15 protein-coding genes are annotated in these 14,855 nt (G+C 70.9%); 4 read left to right on the forward strand and 11 right to left on the reverse strand.

All coding sequences use genetic code 11. The annotated features are described in order from the left end of the window. The first annotated feature begins 44 nt into the window (after positions 1–44). On the forward strand, positions 45–2,267 hold the full coding sequence (locus EAH86_RS08835) for a HelD family protein (protein ID WP_140739315.1): 2,223 nt from the start codon (positions 45–47) through the stop codon (positions 2,265–2,267). Here EAH86_RS08835 and EAH86_RS08840 read toward each other — a convergent pair. The 3 genes from EAH86_RS08840 to EAH86_RS08850 all read right to left on the reverse strand — a co-directional run bounded on the left by EAH86_RS08840 (position 2,264) and on the right by EAH86_RS08850 (position 5,048). Then, positions 2,264–2,824 carry a DUF402 domain-containing protein gene (locus tag EAH86_RS08840; protein ID WP_140739318.1) on the reverse strand — a complete coding sequence of 187 codons (561 nt, stop codon included), beginning with the start codon at positions 2,822–2,824 and terminating at the stop codon, positions 2,264–2,266. The genes EAH86_RS08835 and EAH86_RS08840 overlap by 4 nt on opposite strands. Further along, complete coding sequence (locus EAH86_RS08845; RefSeq protein WP_140739321.1) at positions 2,817–4,118, reverse strand: adenylosuccinate synthase; 1,302 nt, start codon at positions 4,116–4,118, stop codon at positions 2,817–2,819. The genes EAH86_RS08840 and EAH86_RS08845 overlap by 8 nt, the downstream gene beginning before the upstream one ends. 87 nt (positions 4,119–4,205) lie before the next feature. Then, the gene (locus EAH86_RS08850) at positions 4,206–5,048 is read right to left on the reverse strand and encodes a hypothetical protein (protein WP_140739324.1); all 843 of its coding nucleotides are present in this window, start codon (positions 5,046–5,048) and stop codon (positions 4,206–4,208) included. A gap of 312 nt (positions 5,049–5,360) precedes the next feature. On the opposite strand from EAH86_RS08850, the gene EAH86_RS08855 reads away from it, so the two are divergent. Next, positions 5,361–5,897 (forward strand): hypothetical protein, encoded by a 537-nt coding sequence (locus EAH86_RS08855; RefSeq protein WP_140739326.1) that lies wholly within the window; start codon positions 5,361–5,363, stop codon positions 5,895–5,897. A 45-nt stretch (positions 5,898–5,942) separates the two neighbouring features. Here EAH86_RS08855 and EAH86_RS08860 read toward each other — a convergent pair whose 3' ends face one another. From EAH86_RS08860 to EAH86_RS08895, 8 genes are all read right to left on the reverse strand, one after another. Next, on the reverse strand, positions 5,943–6,347 hold the full coding sequence (locus tag EAH86_RS08860) for a DUF3151 domain-containing protein (RefSeq protein WP_140739329.1): 405 nt from the start codon (positions 6,345–6,347) through the stop codon (positions 5,943–5,945). A gap of 118 nt (positions 6,348–6,465) precedes the next feature. Then, the gene (fbaA, locus tag EAH86_RS08865; protein ID WP_140739332.1) at positions 6,466–7,494 is read right to left on the reverse strand and encodes a class II fructose-bisphosphate aldolase; all 1,029 of its coding nucleotides are present in this window, start codon (positions 7,492–7,494) and stop codon (positions 6,466–6,468) included. Between the two features lie 126 nt (positions 7,495–7,620). Beyond that, complete coding sequence (locus EAH86_RS08870) at positions 7,621–8,883, reverse strand: RNA polymerase sigma factor (protein WP_140739336.1); 1,263 nt, start codon at positions 8,881–8,883, stop codon at positions 7,621–7,623. Positions 8,884–8,887: 4 nt separating this feature from the next. Continuing rightward, on the reverse strand, positions 8,888–9,250 hold the full coding sequence (locus EAH86_RS08875) for a YciI family protein (protein WP_140739339.1): 363 nt from the start codon (positions 9,248–9,250) through the stop codon (positions 8,888–8,890). Continuing rightward, entirely contained in the window at positions 9,247–9,609 is a 363-nt protein-coding gene (locus EAH86_RS08880; RefSeq protein WP_140739342.1) for a YciI family protein, read from the reverse strand. Before EAH86_RS08880 ends, EAH86_RS08875 begins: the two co-directional genes overlap by 4 nt. A gap of 10 nt (positions 9,610–9,619) precedes the next feature. Beyond that, complete coding sequence (locus EAH86_RS08885) at positions 9,620–9,982, reverse strand: YciI family protein (RefSeq protein ID WP_161988606.1); 363 nt, start codon at positions 9,980–9,982, stop codon at positions 9,620–9,622. Between the two features lie 101 nt (positions 9,983–10,083). Next, a complete protein-coding gene (locus EAH86_RS08890) occupies positions 10,084–11,100 on the reverse strand; it encodes a hypothetical protein (protein ID WP_140739347.1) in 1,017 nt (338 codons plus the stop codon). Between the two features lie 45 nt (positions 11,101–11,145). Next, positions 11,146–11,799 carry a TrmH family RNA methyltransferase gene (locus EAH86_RS08895; RefSeq protein WP_425325223.1) on the reverse strand — a complete coding sequence of 218 codons (654 nt, stop codon included), beginning with the start codon at positions 11,797–11,799 and terminating at the stop codon, positions 11,146–11,148. Between the two features lie 72 nt (positions 11,800–11,871). Between EAH86_RS08895 and EAH86_RS08900 the strand changes: the two genes are divergently transcribed. Continuing rightward, complete coding sequence (locus tag EAH86_RS08900) at positions 11,872–12,720, forward strand: CoA transferase (protein ID WP_140739353.1); 849 nt, start codon at positions 11,872–11,874, stop codon at positions 12,718–12,720. A 163-nt stretch (positions 12,721–12,883) separates the two neighbouring features. Beyond that, positions 12,884–14,812: an elongation factor G gene (locus tag EAH86_RS08905; RefSeq protein ID WP_140739356.1), complete on the forward strand. Its 1,929-nt coding sequence runs from the start codon at positions 12,884–12,886 to the stop codon at positions 14,810–14,812. Positions 14,813–14,855: the final 43 nt, after the last annotated feature.

Here is a 14,855-nt window from a genome sequence, read left to right on the forward strand (position 1 = left end):
AGCCGCACAACCAGACCACGCCGTCCAACAGAAGGTGTTGCACCGTGACGGGATCGGACCACTCGAGCGCCAAGGCGTCCAGCGCCGAGGTCGCCCGTGAGATCGCCATCGAGCAGACCCATGTGGACCTCGTGTATGCCGAGCTCCTCAAGGCTCAGGCCCGGGCCGGCCTCGTCGAGGCCGATGGCCTGGCGCGCGGCCGCACCGACCGCACCGGCGACGTCCGCGACGAGGAGCTGACCGGGCTGTTCGAGCGGGACGCCTTGGTCTTCAACGCCGCCCGACGCCGGTCCACCCTCGACACCCAGTACGAAGGGTTGGTCTTCGGCCGGCTCGACCTCGACCACGCGCTGGCCGACGAGGCCAAGGACCCCGACCGCGAGACCCGCTACATCGGTCGGCTCGGCGTCCGCGACGACGACTACGAGCCCCTCGTCATCGACTGGCGCGCACCCGCCGCCGCTGCCTTCTACCGGGCCACCCCCGTCGAACCCATGGACGTGCTGCGCCGCCGGGTGCTGCGCTGCAAGGGCGCCGACGTCGTCGGGGTCGAGGACGACCTCATGGTCACCGACGCCCCTGACGACCTCGTGATCGTCGGGGACGGAGCCCTGCTCGCCGCCCTGACCCGCAGCCGCGGGGCGCAGATGCGCGACATCGTCGCCACCATCCAGCGCCACCAGGACGAGGCCATCCGGGCCTCGGCCCGCGGGATCACCGAGATCACCGGCGGCCCGGGCACCGGCAAGACCGTGGTCGCCCTGCACCGCGCGGCCTATCTCCTCTACTCCGACCGTCGTCGGTTCGAGGCCGGAGGCATCCTCGTCGTGGGCCCCTCGTCGGCCTACACGGCATACATCGAGCGGGTGCTGCCCTCGCTCGGCGAGGAGTCGGTGACCCTGCGCTCGCTCGGTGACGTCGTCGACGGCGTCACGGCAAGCCGGTTGGACACCCCTGAGGTGGCCGCCATCAAGGGGTCGCTGCGGATCCGTCGCCTCCTGGCGCGCGCCTCCTCCGACGCACCGCCCGAGGCGCCCCCGTCGTTCCGTGCGTTCGTCAACGGCAAGGCCGTCCGCGTCGACGCGTCGGTCCTCGACCGGATCCGCGCCCAGGTGCTGCGGAACCACCAGCGCAACCTGGCGACCAAGGCGGTCCAGAGCGCGCTGGCAGAGGCGGCCTGGGCGAGCGTGCGGGACGGCGACCGCGCCGAGTTCATGGACCGGTTCGACGACCACCTCGAGGTCGACGCCTTCCTCGCCGTGTGGTGGCCCCAGGTGGACCCCCGGGACGTCCTCCTGTGGCTGGCCGACCCCGAGCTGGCCCGTCAGCACGGCGCGGGGGTGCTGTCACCGCACGAGTGCGACCTGTTCGCCGCGTCGATGCGCCACGCGCTCGAGACCGGCACCTGGTCGGCTGCCGACGCCGCCCTCGTGGACGACCTCGCCGCCCGTCTCGGGCCGGTCCAGGACGGACCGTCCGAGGAGCGCGGGTTCTACGAGATCGAGGAGTTCGAGGACGTCTCGCAGTTCGGCGTCGCCGAGGTGCGCGCCGGTGCCGACTCCCGCGGCGTCGGCACCAGGTCGTCCCGGACGGCACCCACCGACCCGCGCGAGCTGCTGCTCCAAGGTCGCATCGAGGGCCCCGGCGAGTACGCCCACGTCCTCGTCGACGAGGCCCAGGACCTGTCCCCCATGCAGTGGCGGATGCTTGGCCGCCGCGGCCGCTACTCGTCGTGGACCGTGGTCGGCGACGCTGCACAGGCCTCCTGGCCCGACGCCGTCGAGGCCGGCCGCGCTCGCGAGGAAGCCTTCGGGACGCAGGAACGTCGGCTGTTCCACATGGACACCAACTACCGCAACGCCCGCGAGATCTTCGACTACGCAGCCAGGATGGTCCGCGTGCACGTGCCGGACGCCGACATCCCGCAGGCCGTGCGGGAGACCGGGGTAGACCCGGTCGACACCACGGTCGCCAGCGACGGTTGGGCGGCAGCGGCCACCTCCGCGGTCGAGACCCTCCTCGACGAGGTCGAGGGTTCGATCGCGGTCATCACCCCGGCGAGGCATGCCGCGGCGCTGGCTGGGGTGGGTGACCTCAGCGACCGGGTTGCGGTCATCGACCCCATGTCGACCAAGGGCCTCGAGTACGACGCCACGGTCATCGTCGACCCCGACGAGATCACGGCCGAGTCACCCGGTGGGGCCCGGGTCCTCTACGTCGCCCTCACCCGAGCGGCACACCGGATGACGGTGCTGCACCCGGCCTAGCGGGACTGCAGGGTGCGGAACACGGCCCGCCATGGCGCAGCCGTCTCCATCGCGAGAACCGTTGCGCCTGAACGGATCTCCGCACTCACCCGGGCACACTCGGCCTCGGCGGCGGCCACCAGCTCGGACGGGTATCCGTAGCTGACCTGGTGCTCGGCGAACTCGTCCTCGTCGTCGACGTACCAGCTGCCGTCGAACCGGCGGATCACGTCGAGGTCGAGGTCGACGGCAGTCACACGGTCACCGTCCCAGGCAGGTGGGGTGGTGATGTCGACGTAGAGCTCGAAGGCCTGCTCCGGGTGCTCGCTGTAGAACATCGCGGTCATGCCCCGGCCGCGTGGGACGAGCAGGACGTTGTCGGTCACGCTCATGAACGACTTCGGCCCGCCGGACCACTGGTTGCCGACCGGGTCTCCCAGCCAGTCGCCGTGCTCGTCGGCACCGAGGTAGACGAGGTCGGCGCCATGGTGCCGTTTGCCGCCCCACTTCGTGTAGCGAGCGCGCACCGGGCCGCCCGGTGCGAACCGGGGTCGTGGGTCAGCCGTCGGGTCAGTCACCGAGCAGGGAGTGCCGGCTGATGATCTCGTCGCGACCCGGCCCGACCCCGATGGCCGAGACGCGGGCGCCGATGAGCTGCTCGAGGCGCAGCACGTAGGCCTGGGCGTTGGCCGGCAGGTCCCCGAAGGTGCGGCAGGTCGAGATGTCCTCCCACCAGCCGGGCAGGTCCTCGTAGATCGGCTTCGCGTGGTGGAAGTCCGTCTGGTTGACCGGCATCTCGTCGTGCCGGACCCCGTCCACGTCGTAGGCCACGCACACGGGGATGGTGTCGAGCCCGGTCAGCACGTCCAGCTTGGTGACCACGAAGTCGGTGACCCCGTTGATCCGGGTCGCGTAGCGGCCGACCACCGTGTCCACCCAGCCGCAGCGGCGCGGTCGACCCGTGGTGGTGCCGAACTCGGCGCCGGTCTTGCGCAGGAACTCACCGTTCGCGTCGAACAGCTCGGTGGGGAAGGGCCCCTCCCCCACCCGCGTGGAGTAGGCCTTGAGGATCGCGATGACGGTGTTGACCCGGGTCGGCGGGATGCCCGAGCCCGTGCAGGCACCACCGGCGGTGGCGTTGGACGACGTGACGAACGGGTAGGTGCCGTGGTCGACGTCGAGCAGGGTCGCCTGGCCGGCCTCCAGGAGCACCGTCTTGCCCTCGTTGAGGGCCTGCTCGAGGACCAGCGAGGTGTCGGCGACCATGGGACGCAACCGCTCGGCATACCCGAGGAGCTCCTCCAGCACCTCATCGACCTCGACCGCCCTGCGGTTGTAGATCTTGGCGAGGATCTGGTTCTTGAGCGCCAGCGCGGCCTCGACCTTCTGGCGCAGGATCTTCTCGTCGAAGAGGTCCTGGACCCGGATGCCGTTGCGCGCCATCTTGTCGGCATAGGTCGGGCCGATGCCGCGGCCGGTCGTCCCGATCTTGCGCGACCCCAGGAACCGCTCGTTCACCTTGTCGAGCACGCGGTTGTAGGGCGCGATGATGTGGGCGTTCGCGCTCACGAGGAGGCGGGACGTGTCGACGCCGCGGGCCTCGAGCCCGTCGAGCTCCTCGAACAGCACGGCCAGGTCGATCACCACGCCGTTGCCGATGACCGGTGTGCAGGTCGGCGTGAGGATGCCCGAGGGCAGCAGGTGCAGGGCGTACTTCTCCCGCTTGCCGTTCTTCTCGATGACGATGGTGTGGCCGGCGTTGTTGCCGCCGTTGAACTTCACGACGTAGTCCACGTCGCTGCCCATCAGGTCGGTGGCCTTGCCCTTGCCCTCGTCGCCCCACTGAGCGCCCACGAGCACGATTGCCGGCATACCCGCACCTCTCCCGTATTTCTGCGTTGGTCCCGCGGTCATGCAGCAGGCCCCGTGGTGTTCGCACGGGGCCCGTACCGGGAAAGGCTACCGGTCCGCGCTCTCTTGGGGGGAGCCGAGTTCACCCGCGGCCGCCGCCAGCCCGAGCTGGAACCTCGTCTGCACGCCGTGCCGGGTCATCATGGCGGCCACCCGGCGCCGCACGGTCCGCAGGCTGCACCCGAGGTAGCGCGCGATCGACTCGTCCTTCAGGCCCAGTCCCAGCAGCTTGACGAGCCGGACCTCCTCGTCGTCCTGGTCCTCGTCGCGCACCACCGGCAGGCCGCGCTCGAAGGCCCGGTCGAAGAGCTGGGTGAAGGCCGCGATCAGCATCGGGTCACGCACGACGACGTAGTCGCCGTGGACGTTGCCCCACTCCGCGACGGCCACGAGCGCGTGCTGGTCGAAGATCGTGAACTCGCTCGGGGGGGCCAGCGACAGCCGCTGCTCCTCGCCCACGCCCGCGAAGGAGTGCACCCAGGCGCGACCGTCCTCGCTGTCCATGATGTCCATCGGGTAGATCGTCCGCTGACGGAACCGGCCGGCCGTCATGAGGTCCTGGTTGAGCCGATAGTTCTCCTGCTCGATCCCGGCACCCGCGTTGACGCTCAGCGTGCAGACCCGCGAGATCTCGGTCGTCTGCTCGAGGAGGTAGCGCAGCACGGGAGCGGCGCGTTCGGCCGTCAGCGGCTCGAAGGCGCCACCACCGCGCCTCGACCCCTGCGTCGCCCCCTCTGCAGAGAGCTCGAACAGGGCGTAGCGAACCTCGGCGAGCTCCGCCCGGCGTGCGTCGAGCTGCTCCTCACCACGGTCCAGGATGGCGATCAGCCGCTCCATCGGCTCGGTGACGAGCCGGGCCACCTCGCGCGAGGATGCATCGCCGCTGGTCACGCCTGGCCTCCCACGCCGGGATGTCATCATCTGTCCTTTGGCATCATAGTGCCACCTTAGGTAGCCCTTATGCAGGCACAATGACCTGACGCCACTCGTCAGACGGCAGGGGACGACTCGACGAGTTGCACCGCGGGCTTCGGCCCGCGTCAGGGGGCGACGCCGGGGGACGGGATCCAGGAAATCGGGTCCGGTCCCCCGGCGTCACTGTTTCCGGCGCCAGCTGTTCCAGCGCCATCTGCTGGGCAACCCCGGTAGGCCGAACGGCGTCCACAAGGGTGAGAGCACATCTCGTTCGAGCTGAGGGATTCCATGCAGACTCACCTGGTCGCCCGGGCAGCCGCGGCTGCCGCCGCAGTTGCGGCTGCGGTCCTCCTCAGCGCCTGTGGCAGCTCCGCGGGCGCGGGGTCGAGCGACTCCAGCACCACGACTGGAACGTCCGGACCGGCGACACCGACCGTCACGGTGACGGTCACCGCCACGCCGACCCTTCCCGCACCCACGCTGAGCAAGCCCACCAAGCCCAACCCGACGATGCTGACGCCACCGCCCGCCAAGGACCCCCTAGTGCTCCCGGACAGCCCGAAAGCCTACGCCCAGGCGTTCGTCACCGCGTGGGTCGACAGGGACCGCCCCCGGGCGGCCAAGCTGGCCACCGCGTCCGCCGTCGACGCCGCCTTCGCGTCGACCGTGCAGAAGTCACCGACGTTCACGATGTGTGAGGGTGCGGCTGGCTCGAGCTACTGCAGCTGGCAGGGCGACGAGTACACGATGGTCGTCCGGGTCGGCAACGAGAGGGTGGCGCAGCACCAGGAGCAGGCCGTCGGGGAGGTCAGGTTCACCCACTGAGGTGAGCGGACGGCCTACCCCGTCGTGGCGGGCCGCCCGATGCGCTCAGAGCCCGAGCTCGCGGGCACCCGTCATGGAGGAGTCGCGCAGGAACTGCGCACAGCGCAGCTCCTCCTCGGTCTCACCGATCGCGCCGGCGGCCCTCGAGAGCGCAGCGAGCGCGCGCAGGAACCCGCGGTTGGGCTCGTGCTCCCACGGCACCGGACCCTGGCCGCGCCAGCCGTTCTTGCGCAGCGAGTCCAGCGCGCGGTGGTAGCCGGTGCGCGCGTAGGCGTAGCCCTCGACGGTGCGCCCGTCCGCGAGCGCGTCCTCGGCCAGCGTGGCCCAGGCCAGCGACGACGTCGGGTATGCCGCGGCGACCTGGTCCGCTGCGACGCCCTCGTCGAGCTTCGCGGCGGCGGGGTCGACGGGCAGGCGGGTCTCGGGGATGCCGAGGAGGTTGTCGGTCATGCGACGACCTTCCGAGGAAACGAGCCGGGTCCCACGCTCCGCGTGGGCGGCACGAGGGAGGCCCGCGGGTCCCACGCTCCGCGTGGGCGGAACGAGGAGCGGGGCCAATTGAGCTCGGTCATGCGTGGGTGCCGGCCGACCGGAGGTTCTGGCAGGCCTCGACGACGCGGGCAGCCATGCCACCCTCGGCCTCCTTGCCCCAGGCACGCGGGTCGTACTGCTTCTTGTTGCCGACCTCGCCGTCGATCTTGAACACCCCGGAGTAGTTGCTCAGCATGTAGCCGGCGACCGGGCGGGTGAAGGCGTACTGGGTGTCGGTGTCGATGTTCATCTTGACGACGCCGTAGTCCACCGCGGCGGCGATCTCCTCCGCCGTCGAGCCGGACCCGCCGTGGAAGACGAGGTCGAACGGCTTGGCGTCGGCGGACAGCCCCTTGGCCGCGATGACGGCGTCCTGGGCGGCCTTGAGGATCTCGGGGCGCAGCTTGACGTTGCCCGGCTTGTAGACGCCGTGCACGTTGCCGAAGGTCAGCGCGGTGAGGTAGCGGCCGTGCTCACCAAGGCCCAGTGCGTCGACGGTCGCGAGCGCGTCCTCGGGCGTGGAGTAGAGCTTGTCGTCGATCTTGCCCTCGACACCGTCCTCCTCGCCGCCCACGACGCCCACCTCGATCTCGAGGATGATGTGCGCGGCCTTGGCCAGGTCGAGCAGCTCGCGGGCGATCTCGAGGTTCTCATCGAGCGGAACCGCGGAGCCGTCCCACATGTGCGACTGGAACCACGGCGTGCCACCGGCGTTGACACGCTCGGCGCTCGCGGCCAGCAGCGGGCGGACGAAGCCGTCCAGCTTGTCCTTCGGGCAGTGGTCGGTGTGCAGCGCGATGTTGACGTCGTACTTCTTGGCGACCTCGTGCGCATAAGCGGCGAGCGCGATCGAGCCGGTCACCATGTCCTTGACGGTCGAGCCGGAGAGGTACTCGGCGCCGCCCGTGGACACCTGCACGATGCCGTCGCTGCCAGCCTCGGCGAAGCCACGGATCGCGGCGTTCAGCGTCTGCGATGACGAGACGTTGATGGCGGGGTACGCGAAGGAGCCGACCTTCGCGCGGTCCAGCATGTCGGCATACACCTCGGGGGTGGCGATGGGCATGGAAGTCTCCTTCGACTCGTGCGTGGCGTCGGCCTTGCGTCGTCGCCGATCTTTGCACGACCCGCGCACGGCCGGACACCCGTGTCTCAGGCTGGTCCGTGGTCGCCCACGAGTGGGGCGGTGCGCTCAGTGCGGCGCGTCGTGGAGGGCAGCCCGCCGCTCGCGGAGCAGGGCGCGCTCGGCGTCGTTGCCGCAGCGCTCGATGGCAAGGGCGTATGCCGCGTCGGCGCCTTCGACGTCGCCGGCGCGGGTGAGCAGCTCGGCCCGGACCGCCGGAAGCCGGTGGCTGTGCGAGAGCTCCTCGTCCAGCCCTGCCATGGCGGCCAGTCCTTCGTGGGGTCCGCGCGCCTCCGCGACGGCCACGGCACGGGCCAGCCTGGCACTGGGAGTGGGGGTCAGCGCCACGAGGTCGTCGTAGTGAGCGACGATGCGGTCCCACTCCGTCGCCTCGGCCGTCGGCGCGGTGGCGTGCTCGACCGCGATCCGGGCCTGCACGGCATACCCGGCAGCCTGGACGGTGATAGGGCCGGTGAGGCTCGGCGACCGGAGCAGCCGCACCGCCTCGACGACCTCGTCGCGGTGCCAACGCGACCGGTCCTGGTCGGGCAGCAGCACGATCCGGCCGGCCTCGTCGACTCGAGCGTCGCGCCGCGAGTGCTGCAGCAGCATGAGCGCCAACAGGGCGACGAGCACGGGCTCGTCGGGGCGCAGCCGAAGCACGACCCGCACCAGCCGGATCGCCTCCCCCGCCAGCCCGGTGCGCACGGCGTCCGGGCCGGAACCGGGCGCGTAGCCCGCGGTGAAGGCGAGATAGGCCGTCTGGGCGACGGCGCCGAGGCGCTCTGGCAGCACGTCGGCCGAGGGGACCGCGAACGGGATGCCGACCGACACGATCTTCTTCTTGGCCCGGGTCAGGCGGGCCGCCATCGTGGGCTCGGGGACGAGGAACAACCTGGCGATGTCGTGGGTGCTCACGCCGAGCACGAGCCGTAGGGCCAGCGCGCTGGCGGCGGCTGGGTCGAGCGCCGGGTGCGTGCACATGAGGACGAGCCGCAGCAGGTCGTCCTCGACGAGGTCACCGGTGTCGACTCGCACCGCGGCCTCCTCTCGTCCGGACTGCTCGACGACGAGCAGGGGCACCTTGCGCTGCGCCATCGCCTCGGCACGCAGCCGGTCCAGCACGCGGCGGCGGGCGGCCGTGTGCAGCCAGGCAGGCGGGTTGTCCGGGACGCCGTCCCGCGACCAGCGCCGGGCCGCCGACTCGACCGCGTCGCCGAGGGCGTCCTCGACCAGGTCGAGCCGGCGGAACTGCGCGAGCAGCAGGGACGTCAGCCGCCCCCACTGCTCGCGCACGACCGCCGCGAGCGCGGCGTCGGCTTCTGCAGTCACCCGCTCACGCGCTCTCGTAGCCCTCCACACCGACCACCGGGCGGATCTCGAGCGTGTAGGCCTTCGGCAGCAGCCGAGCGGCCGCGATCGCGCGGTCCAGGTCGGGCAGCTCCACGTCGTAGTAGCCGCCGAGCTGCTCGGTCAGCTCCACGAAGGGGCCGTCGGTCACGACGTCGGCCCCGTCGGCGTCGCGCCGGATCGTGGTGGCCAGGTCGGCGTCGCTCAGCGCCGCACTGTCCAGCCGCTTGCCGTGCTCGTCGACGTACCGCTCGAACGCGTGGTGGGCGTCGAAGTACTCCTGCCGCACCGCCTCGTCGGTCCCGTCATAGTGACCGGGCTCGTAGGCGATGAGGACGACGTACCTCACGACCCGCGGTCCTCGGGCTGGACCACCCGTCGGACCTCGATGCCGTCACCGACGCTGGCGATGATCTGGCAGCAGTCCAGCAGGTCGTCCAGGTCGTCGGTCTCGATCTGGTAGAAACCGCCGACCTGCTCGGTCACCTCGGCGAACGGGCCGTCGGTGACCGGCCCGCCGCCGCGCGGGATCCGGTGTCCCTCGGTGGTCGCGTGCAGCTCGGCGCCGCCGGTGATCTTGTGACCCCGGCTGTTGAGCTCTTCGCCGAAACGCGTGTACTCGGCATACCCGGCCTGGCGCTTCTCGGCGCTCATGGTGGTCCACCACCGGTCGGCATCACCGACGATCAGCACGACGTACTCGGTCATGACGGACTCCTCACATGCCTTCGACGAGCTGACGGATCTCGACGGCCTGGTGGAACGGGGTGGCGAAGAGGCGTCCGCAGACCTTGGCCAGGTCCATGGGGTCGGAGGTCTCGACCACGTAGTAGCCACCCACCTGCTCGGCGCTCTCGGCGTAGGGGCCGTCGGTGACGGTCACGTCGTCCACTGCACTGCCGCGGACCACGCGGGTCTGGCTGGACGGCATCAGCTGGGCGCCGCCGGTCATCTTGTGCCCGCGCTCGGCGAGCAGCTGGACGAACTCCCCGTGCGCGGCCGTGAGGTCGGTGCGCTCCTGTGCGGAGCCCGACGCGTAGCGGGCCTCGTCGGCTGGCAACAGGACGATGTACTGGGTCATGGCTGTTCCTCTCATCGGTGGGGTACTTCCACCCTGATGACGGGCGAGCAGTGCGCTAATCGACAGCCTGCCCGAAAATGTTCCAGCGCGTTCAGCCGCGATCAGACGGAGGCGTCGGCCAGCCGGACGACGACCGCATCCCGAAAGGTCGCAAAGCGGTCGATGTCGTCCTTGCCCGGCGGGATGTTGTACTCCCAGGGCATCGACGAGACGTTCCGATCGGTCGCCTTGAAGGCGTCGAAGGCTTCCTGGTGACGGTCGAGCATTGCGTACATGAACCCGAGCATGCTCCGCGCCTCGGCGGCCTCCCTCGCTCCCTCGGGGAAGCGGTCGGCAAAGGCCTGGGCCGTTGCCAGCGCCTGCTCGACCCGGCCACGCATCGGCTTCTTGGCCGACTCGTCCTCGATCCACATCTCGTAACCGGCCCGGAGCGGCAGGATGCGGACGGCGCGGTCGTCGGGGGCACCAGCAGCTACCTGCTCGGCGAAGTCGAAAGCCGCCTCGTGCGAGCCGCCCCACTTGGCCGAGAGCCGGTTCACGGCCTGCTCGTTCGACTGGTAGTGCCACGGGTCGGCCTGCTGGGCATGGGCGAGGTGCTCGCGGAAGTCCTCCTCCGGTGCCTCCAGCCCGGTCGCGTGCTGCATCGCCAACCGCCACGGCTCGGGGTCACCGGGGTTGAGCTCGATGGCCCGGTGGAGCTGTGGCGTGGCGGCTTCGAGCTGGTCGTGGAACTCCTGGAACCGCCATTGCTCGACGTTCTCGGTCGAGTGCTTGGTCCGGGCCTCCCACGCCAGCCGGATGAGCAGCGCGGCCTGGAGGAGCTGGGCGTCCGGGTCGTCCGGCTCGGCCTCCGCCCACCTCGTGACCCACAGCGGCGACTCGACGGCGTCGGTCGCGATCCGGTCCACGGCTCGGCTGCGCAGGTCCCACGCCTTCGCCTGACGCAGGCCGGCGAGGTAGCTGCCCACCGGACCGGGGTCGCCCGACTTCGCCCCAGCGAGAGCTGCTGCGAAGTCCTCCTCGGGCGGGTCCACCGCCAGCTCGTCCCGCGGTGCCAGCTGCGCCCGCAGCCCGTCGGCGATCTCCGCCTTCTTCCGACTCTTGCCAAACAGCGCCACAGCCCGCCCCCTTCGTCCCGCGCAGGCCTGCCACCTGCGGCGATGTCAATCTAGGCGCTGGTCGAAGACATGTCGACGGATCCACGCGTGCATCGCGACAGCGGCTGCCGCGCCTGCGTTGATCGACCGCGTGGAGCCGAACTGCTCGACGTGCAGGACCACCTCGCACGCCTCCCGCATGTCCGGCGAGAGCCCCGGACCCTCCTGCCCGAAGACGAGCACGGACTCGCGGGGCAGGTCGTGGGTCTCGAGCGGAACCGAGCCGGGCAGGTTGTCGATGCCAATGAGGGGTATGCCGCGGGGCCGGCCCTCGTCGTCGGTCCCGGCTGACACGGCCCAGGCGACGAGGTCGTCCACCGTGCGGTGGTGGTGCTCGTGCTGGTAGCGGTCCGTCACCATCGCACCGCGCCGGTTCCACCGTCGTTTGCCGACGATGTGGAAAGCCTTGGCGTTGAACGCGTTTGCCGTCCTGATGACGGAGCCGATGTTGAAGTCGTGCCCCCAGTTCTCGACGGCGACGTGGAAGTCGTGGCGATGGGTGTCCAGGTCGGCGACGATCGCCTCGTGCCGCCAGTATCGGTAGGCGTCGACGACGTTGCGCCGGTCGCCGTCCCGCAGCAGCTCGGCGTCCCAGTGGTCACCTGCAGGAAGCTCGCCCGTCCACGGCCCGACGCCGACCTCCTCGCTCACGGTGGCCACCCTAGGCGCGTTAGGTTTCCCAGATGGTCGCGGACCGCGACCGACGCCTTCCTCATCGACAGGAGCACCGCGATGGCAGAGTCCACACCCCGGCTGCCGCTGGACGGCGTTCGCGTCCTGAGCCTGGCGGTCAACCTGCCCGGTCCGGCCGCGGCGGCACGGCTGGGGGCGCTCGGCGCCGGGGTCACGAAGGTCGAGCCCACGTCGGGTGACCCGTTGGCGCTGCACGCCCCCGCGTACTACGACCGGCTGGCCGCCGGCCAGGAGGTCGTCGTCCTCGACCTGAAGGCGGCCGCAGACCTCGACCGGCTGTGGGAGCTGCTGACCGAGACGGACCTGCTCGTCACGTCGTCACGACCGTCCTCCCTCGCACGGCTGGGGCTGGACTGGGAGACGCTGCACGCCCGGTGTCCGCAGCTGTGCCAGGTCGCGATCGTGGGGCACCCCGGTGCCGACGTCGAGATCGCCGGGCACGACCTGACCTACCAGGCGACGGTCGGCACGCTGCGGCCGCCGGAGCTGCCGACCGTGCTGATAGCCGACCTGGCCGGAGCCGAGCGCGCCGTCGCGGACGGACTGGCCACCCTCGTGCAGCGCTCCCGCACCGGCGTCGGGCACCATCGCGAGGTCGCGCTGAGCGACGTGGCGGCCGACCTGGCGCAACCGCTCCGGCAGGGGATGACCACACCGGACGGACTGCTCGGTGGGTCGCTCCCGAGCTACCGGATCTATGCAGCAGCAACGGGTTTCGTCGCGGTGGCCGCTCTGGAGGCGCACTTCTGGAAGCGCCTCACCGAGGCCCTCGGCGTCGAAGGCGCCGCTGCCGACCTGGAGCAGGCCTTCGCCCAGCGCAGCGCCGAGGAGTGGCAGGCCTGGGCACAGGAGCACGACCTCCCCATCGCCGCCGTACGCACTCCCTGAGCCCTGACCGACCGTAAACCTGTTGCCCACCACGGCTGCGCTCTGCTGCCATGAAGGAGTAACCGTTCGACCAACCGACTGACCCGACGACCACGGAGAACCCCGATGCGAGCTGCTTTCACGTCCCGCCAGGTACCCACTTACCGAATGGATGTGAAGGCGCATGACAGCGCGCAGCAGAACCCTCAACGTGGGGATCGTCGCCCATGTTGACGCCGGCAAGACCAGCCTGACCGAACGAGTCCTCTTCGAAGCAGGGGTGCTCGACGCCCCGGGGAGCGTCGACGCTGGTGACACCCAGACCGACAGCATGGCGCTGGAGCGCCAGCGCGGCATCACGATCCGGTCTGCCGTCGTGTCCTTCGACTGGCGCTCGACCACCGTCAACCTGATCGACACCCCCGGCCACTCCGACTTCATCGCCGAGGTGGAGCGCGCCCTCGCGGTGCTCGACGCGGCGGTCCTGGTGGTCTCGGCCGTCGAGGGCGTGCAGGCACAGACGCTCGTCCTGATGCGCGCCCTGCAGCGGCTCGGGCTGCCCGTGGTCGTCTTCGTCAACAAGGTGGACCGGACCGGCGCCGAGCCGGACCGGGTCCTCGGCGAGGTGGCCAGCCGGCTGAGCCCGGAAGCCATCGCCCTCGGGCAGGTGACGGGCGCCGGCACCCGCGCCGCGGCATACCTGCCGTTCGAGATGGGACCCACCGAGCTCGCTGCCCTGCGCGGAGGAGTGCGGGCGGCGACCGCCCACCCGGTCGTCTTCGGGTCGGCCATCACCGGTGCGGGCGTCCACGAGCTGCTCGACGTGCTCGCAACCTTCCTGCCGGGGACCGGCCACGACGTCTCAGGTGAACCAGCGGGCGTCGTGTTCAAGGTGGAGCGCACCAACGGCGAACGCACCGTGCTGGCCCGGGTCAGGTCAGGGTCCCTTCGCGTCCGCGACCGGGTCGCCGTCGACGGACGGGCCGCCGAGAAGGTGACCGGGCTGCGGGTCTTCGACCGCGGCCGGCTGGTGCGCGTCGACGAGGTGCCCGCCGGGCGGATCGCCGCGGTCCAGGGGTGGTCGTCGGCACGGATCGGCGACCGGTTCGGAGGGGGCCGCGGGGGCGGAGGTGCCGCCTCTGGAGGCAGCTGGGCTGGGCAGTTCTCGCGGCCGAGCCTCGAGACGGTGGTCGACGCGGTGCGTCCCGAGGACGTCGGAGCCATGTATGCCGCGTTGACCGAGCTCGCGGACCAGGACCCGCTCATCGACCTTCGCCAGGACGACGGGCGGCGTGAGATCGCCGTGTCCCTGTACGGCGAGGTCCAGAAGGAGGTCATCGCGGCGGTGCTGGCGGCCGACTACGGGGTCGAGGTGACGTTCCGACCGACCACGAGCATCTGTGTCGAGCGAGTGGTCGGATCCGGAACCGCTTGCCAGCTCATCGGCGTGGCGCCGAACCCGTTCCTCGCCACGGTTGGGCTGCGCGTCGAACCGCTGCCTCTCGGCGCGGGGCAGCAGTTCGCGCTCGAGGTGGAGCTGGGGTCGATGCCGCCCGCGTTCTTCACCGCCGTCCGCGAGGGGGTGGACGCGACGCTCGAGGAGGGCGTGCACGGCTGGGCCATACCCGACGCCCGGGTCGTGATGACGCACTCGGGCTACTACCCGCGCCAGAGCCACGCGCACGCGACCTTCGACAAGGCGATGTCGAGCACGGCACAGGACTTCCGCAGCCTGACCCGGCTGGTGCTGGCGGAGGCCCTGACCCGGGCCCGGACGGTGGTGTGCGCGCCGGTCCACCGGTTCGAGCTCGAGATCCCCGAGGACGTGCTGGGATCCGTCTTGGGCGAGCTGGCCCGGCACCACGCGGTGCCGCTGGAGACCACGCTGCGCGCTGGGGTTGCCGTGCTGGCCGGCGAGGTGCCGGCTGACTCGGTCCATGGCGTGCAGCAGCGGATCCCGCACCTGACCCGCGGCGAGGGAGTCTTCACCTCCGGCCTGGACCACTACGCGCCGACGAATGGTCCGGCACCGACGCGGGCCCGTGCCCAGCCCGACCCGTTCGCCCAGATCGGCGACTGGTCGCGGATCCAGCGAAGCTGGCCCTCCGGCTGACCGGGTGGTTGTCGTCCACAGGCTGCTCTCAGGTGAGGATTCG

The organism is Pedococcus bigeumensis (genome assembly GCF_006438965.1).
Classification (GTDB): Bacteria; Actinomycetota; Actinomycetes; order Actinomycetales; family Dermatophilaceae; genus Pedococcus; species Pedococcus bigeumensis_A.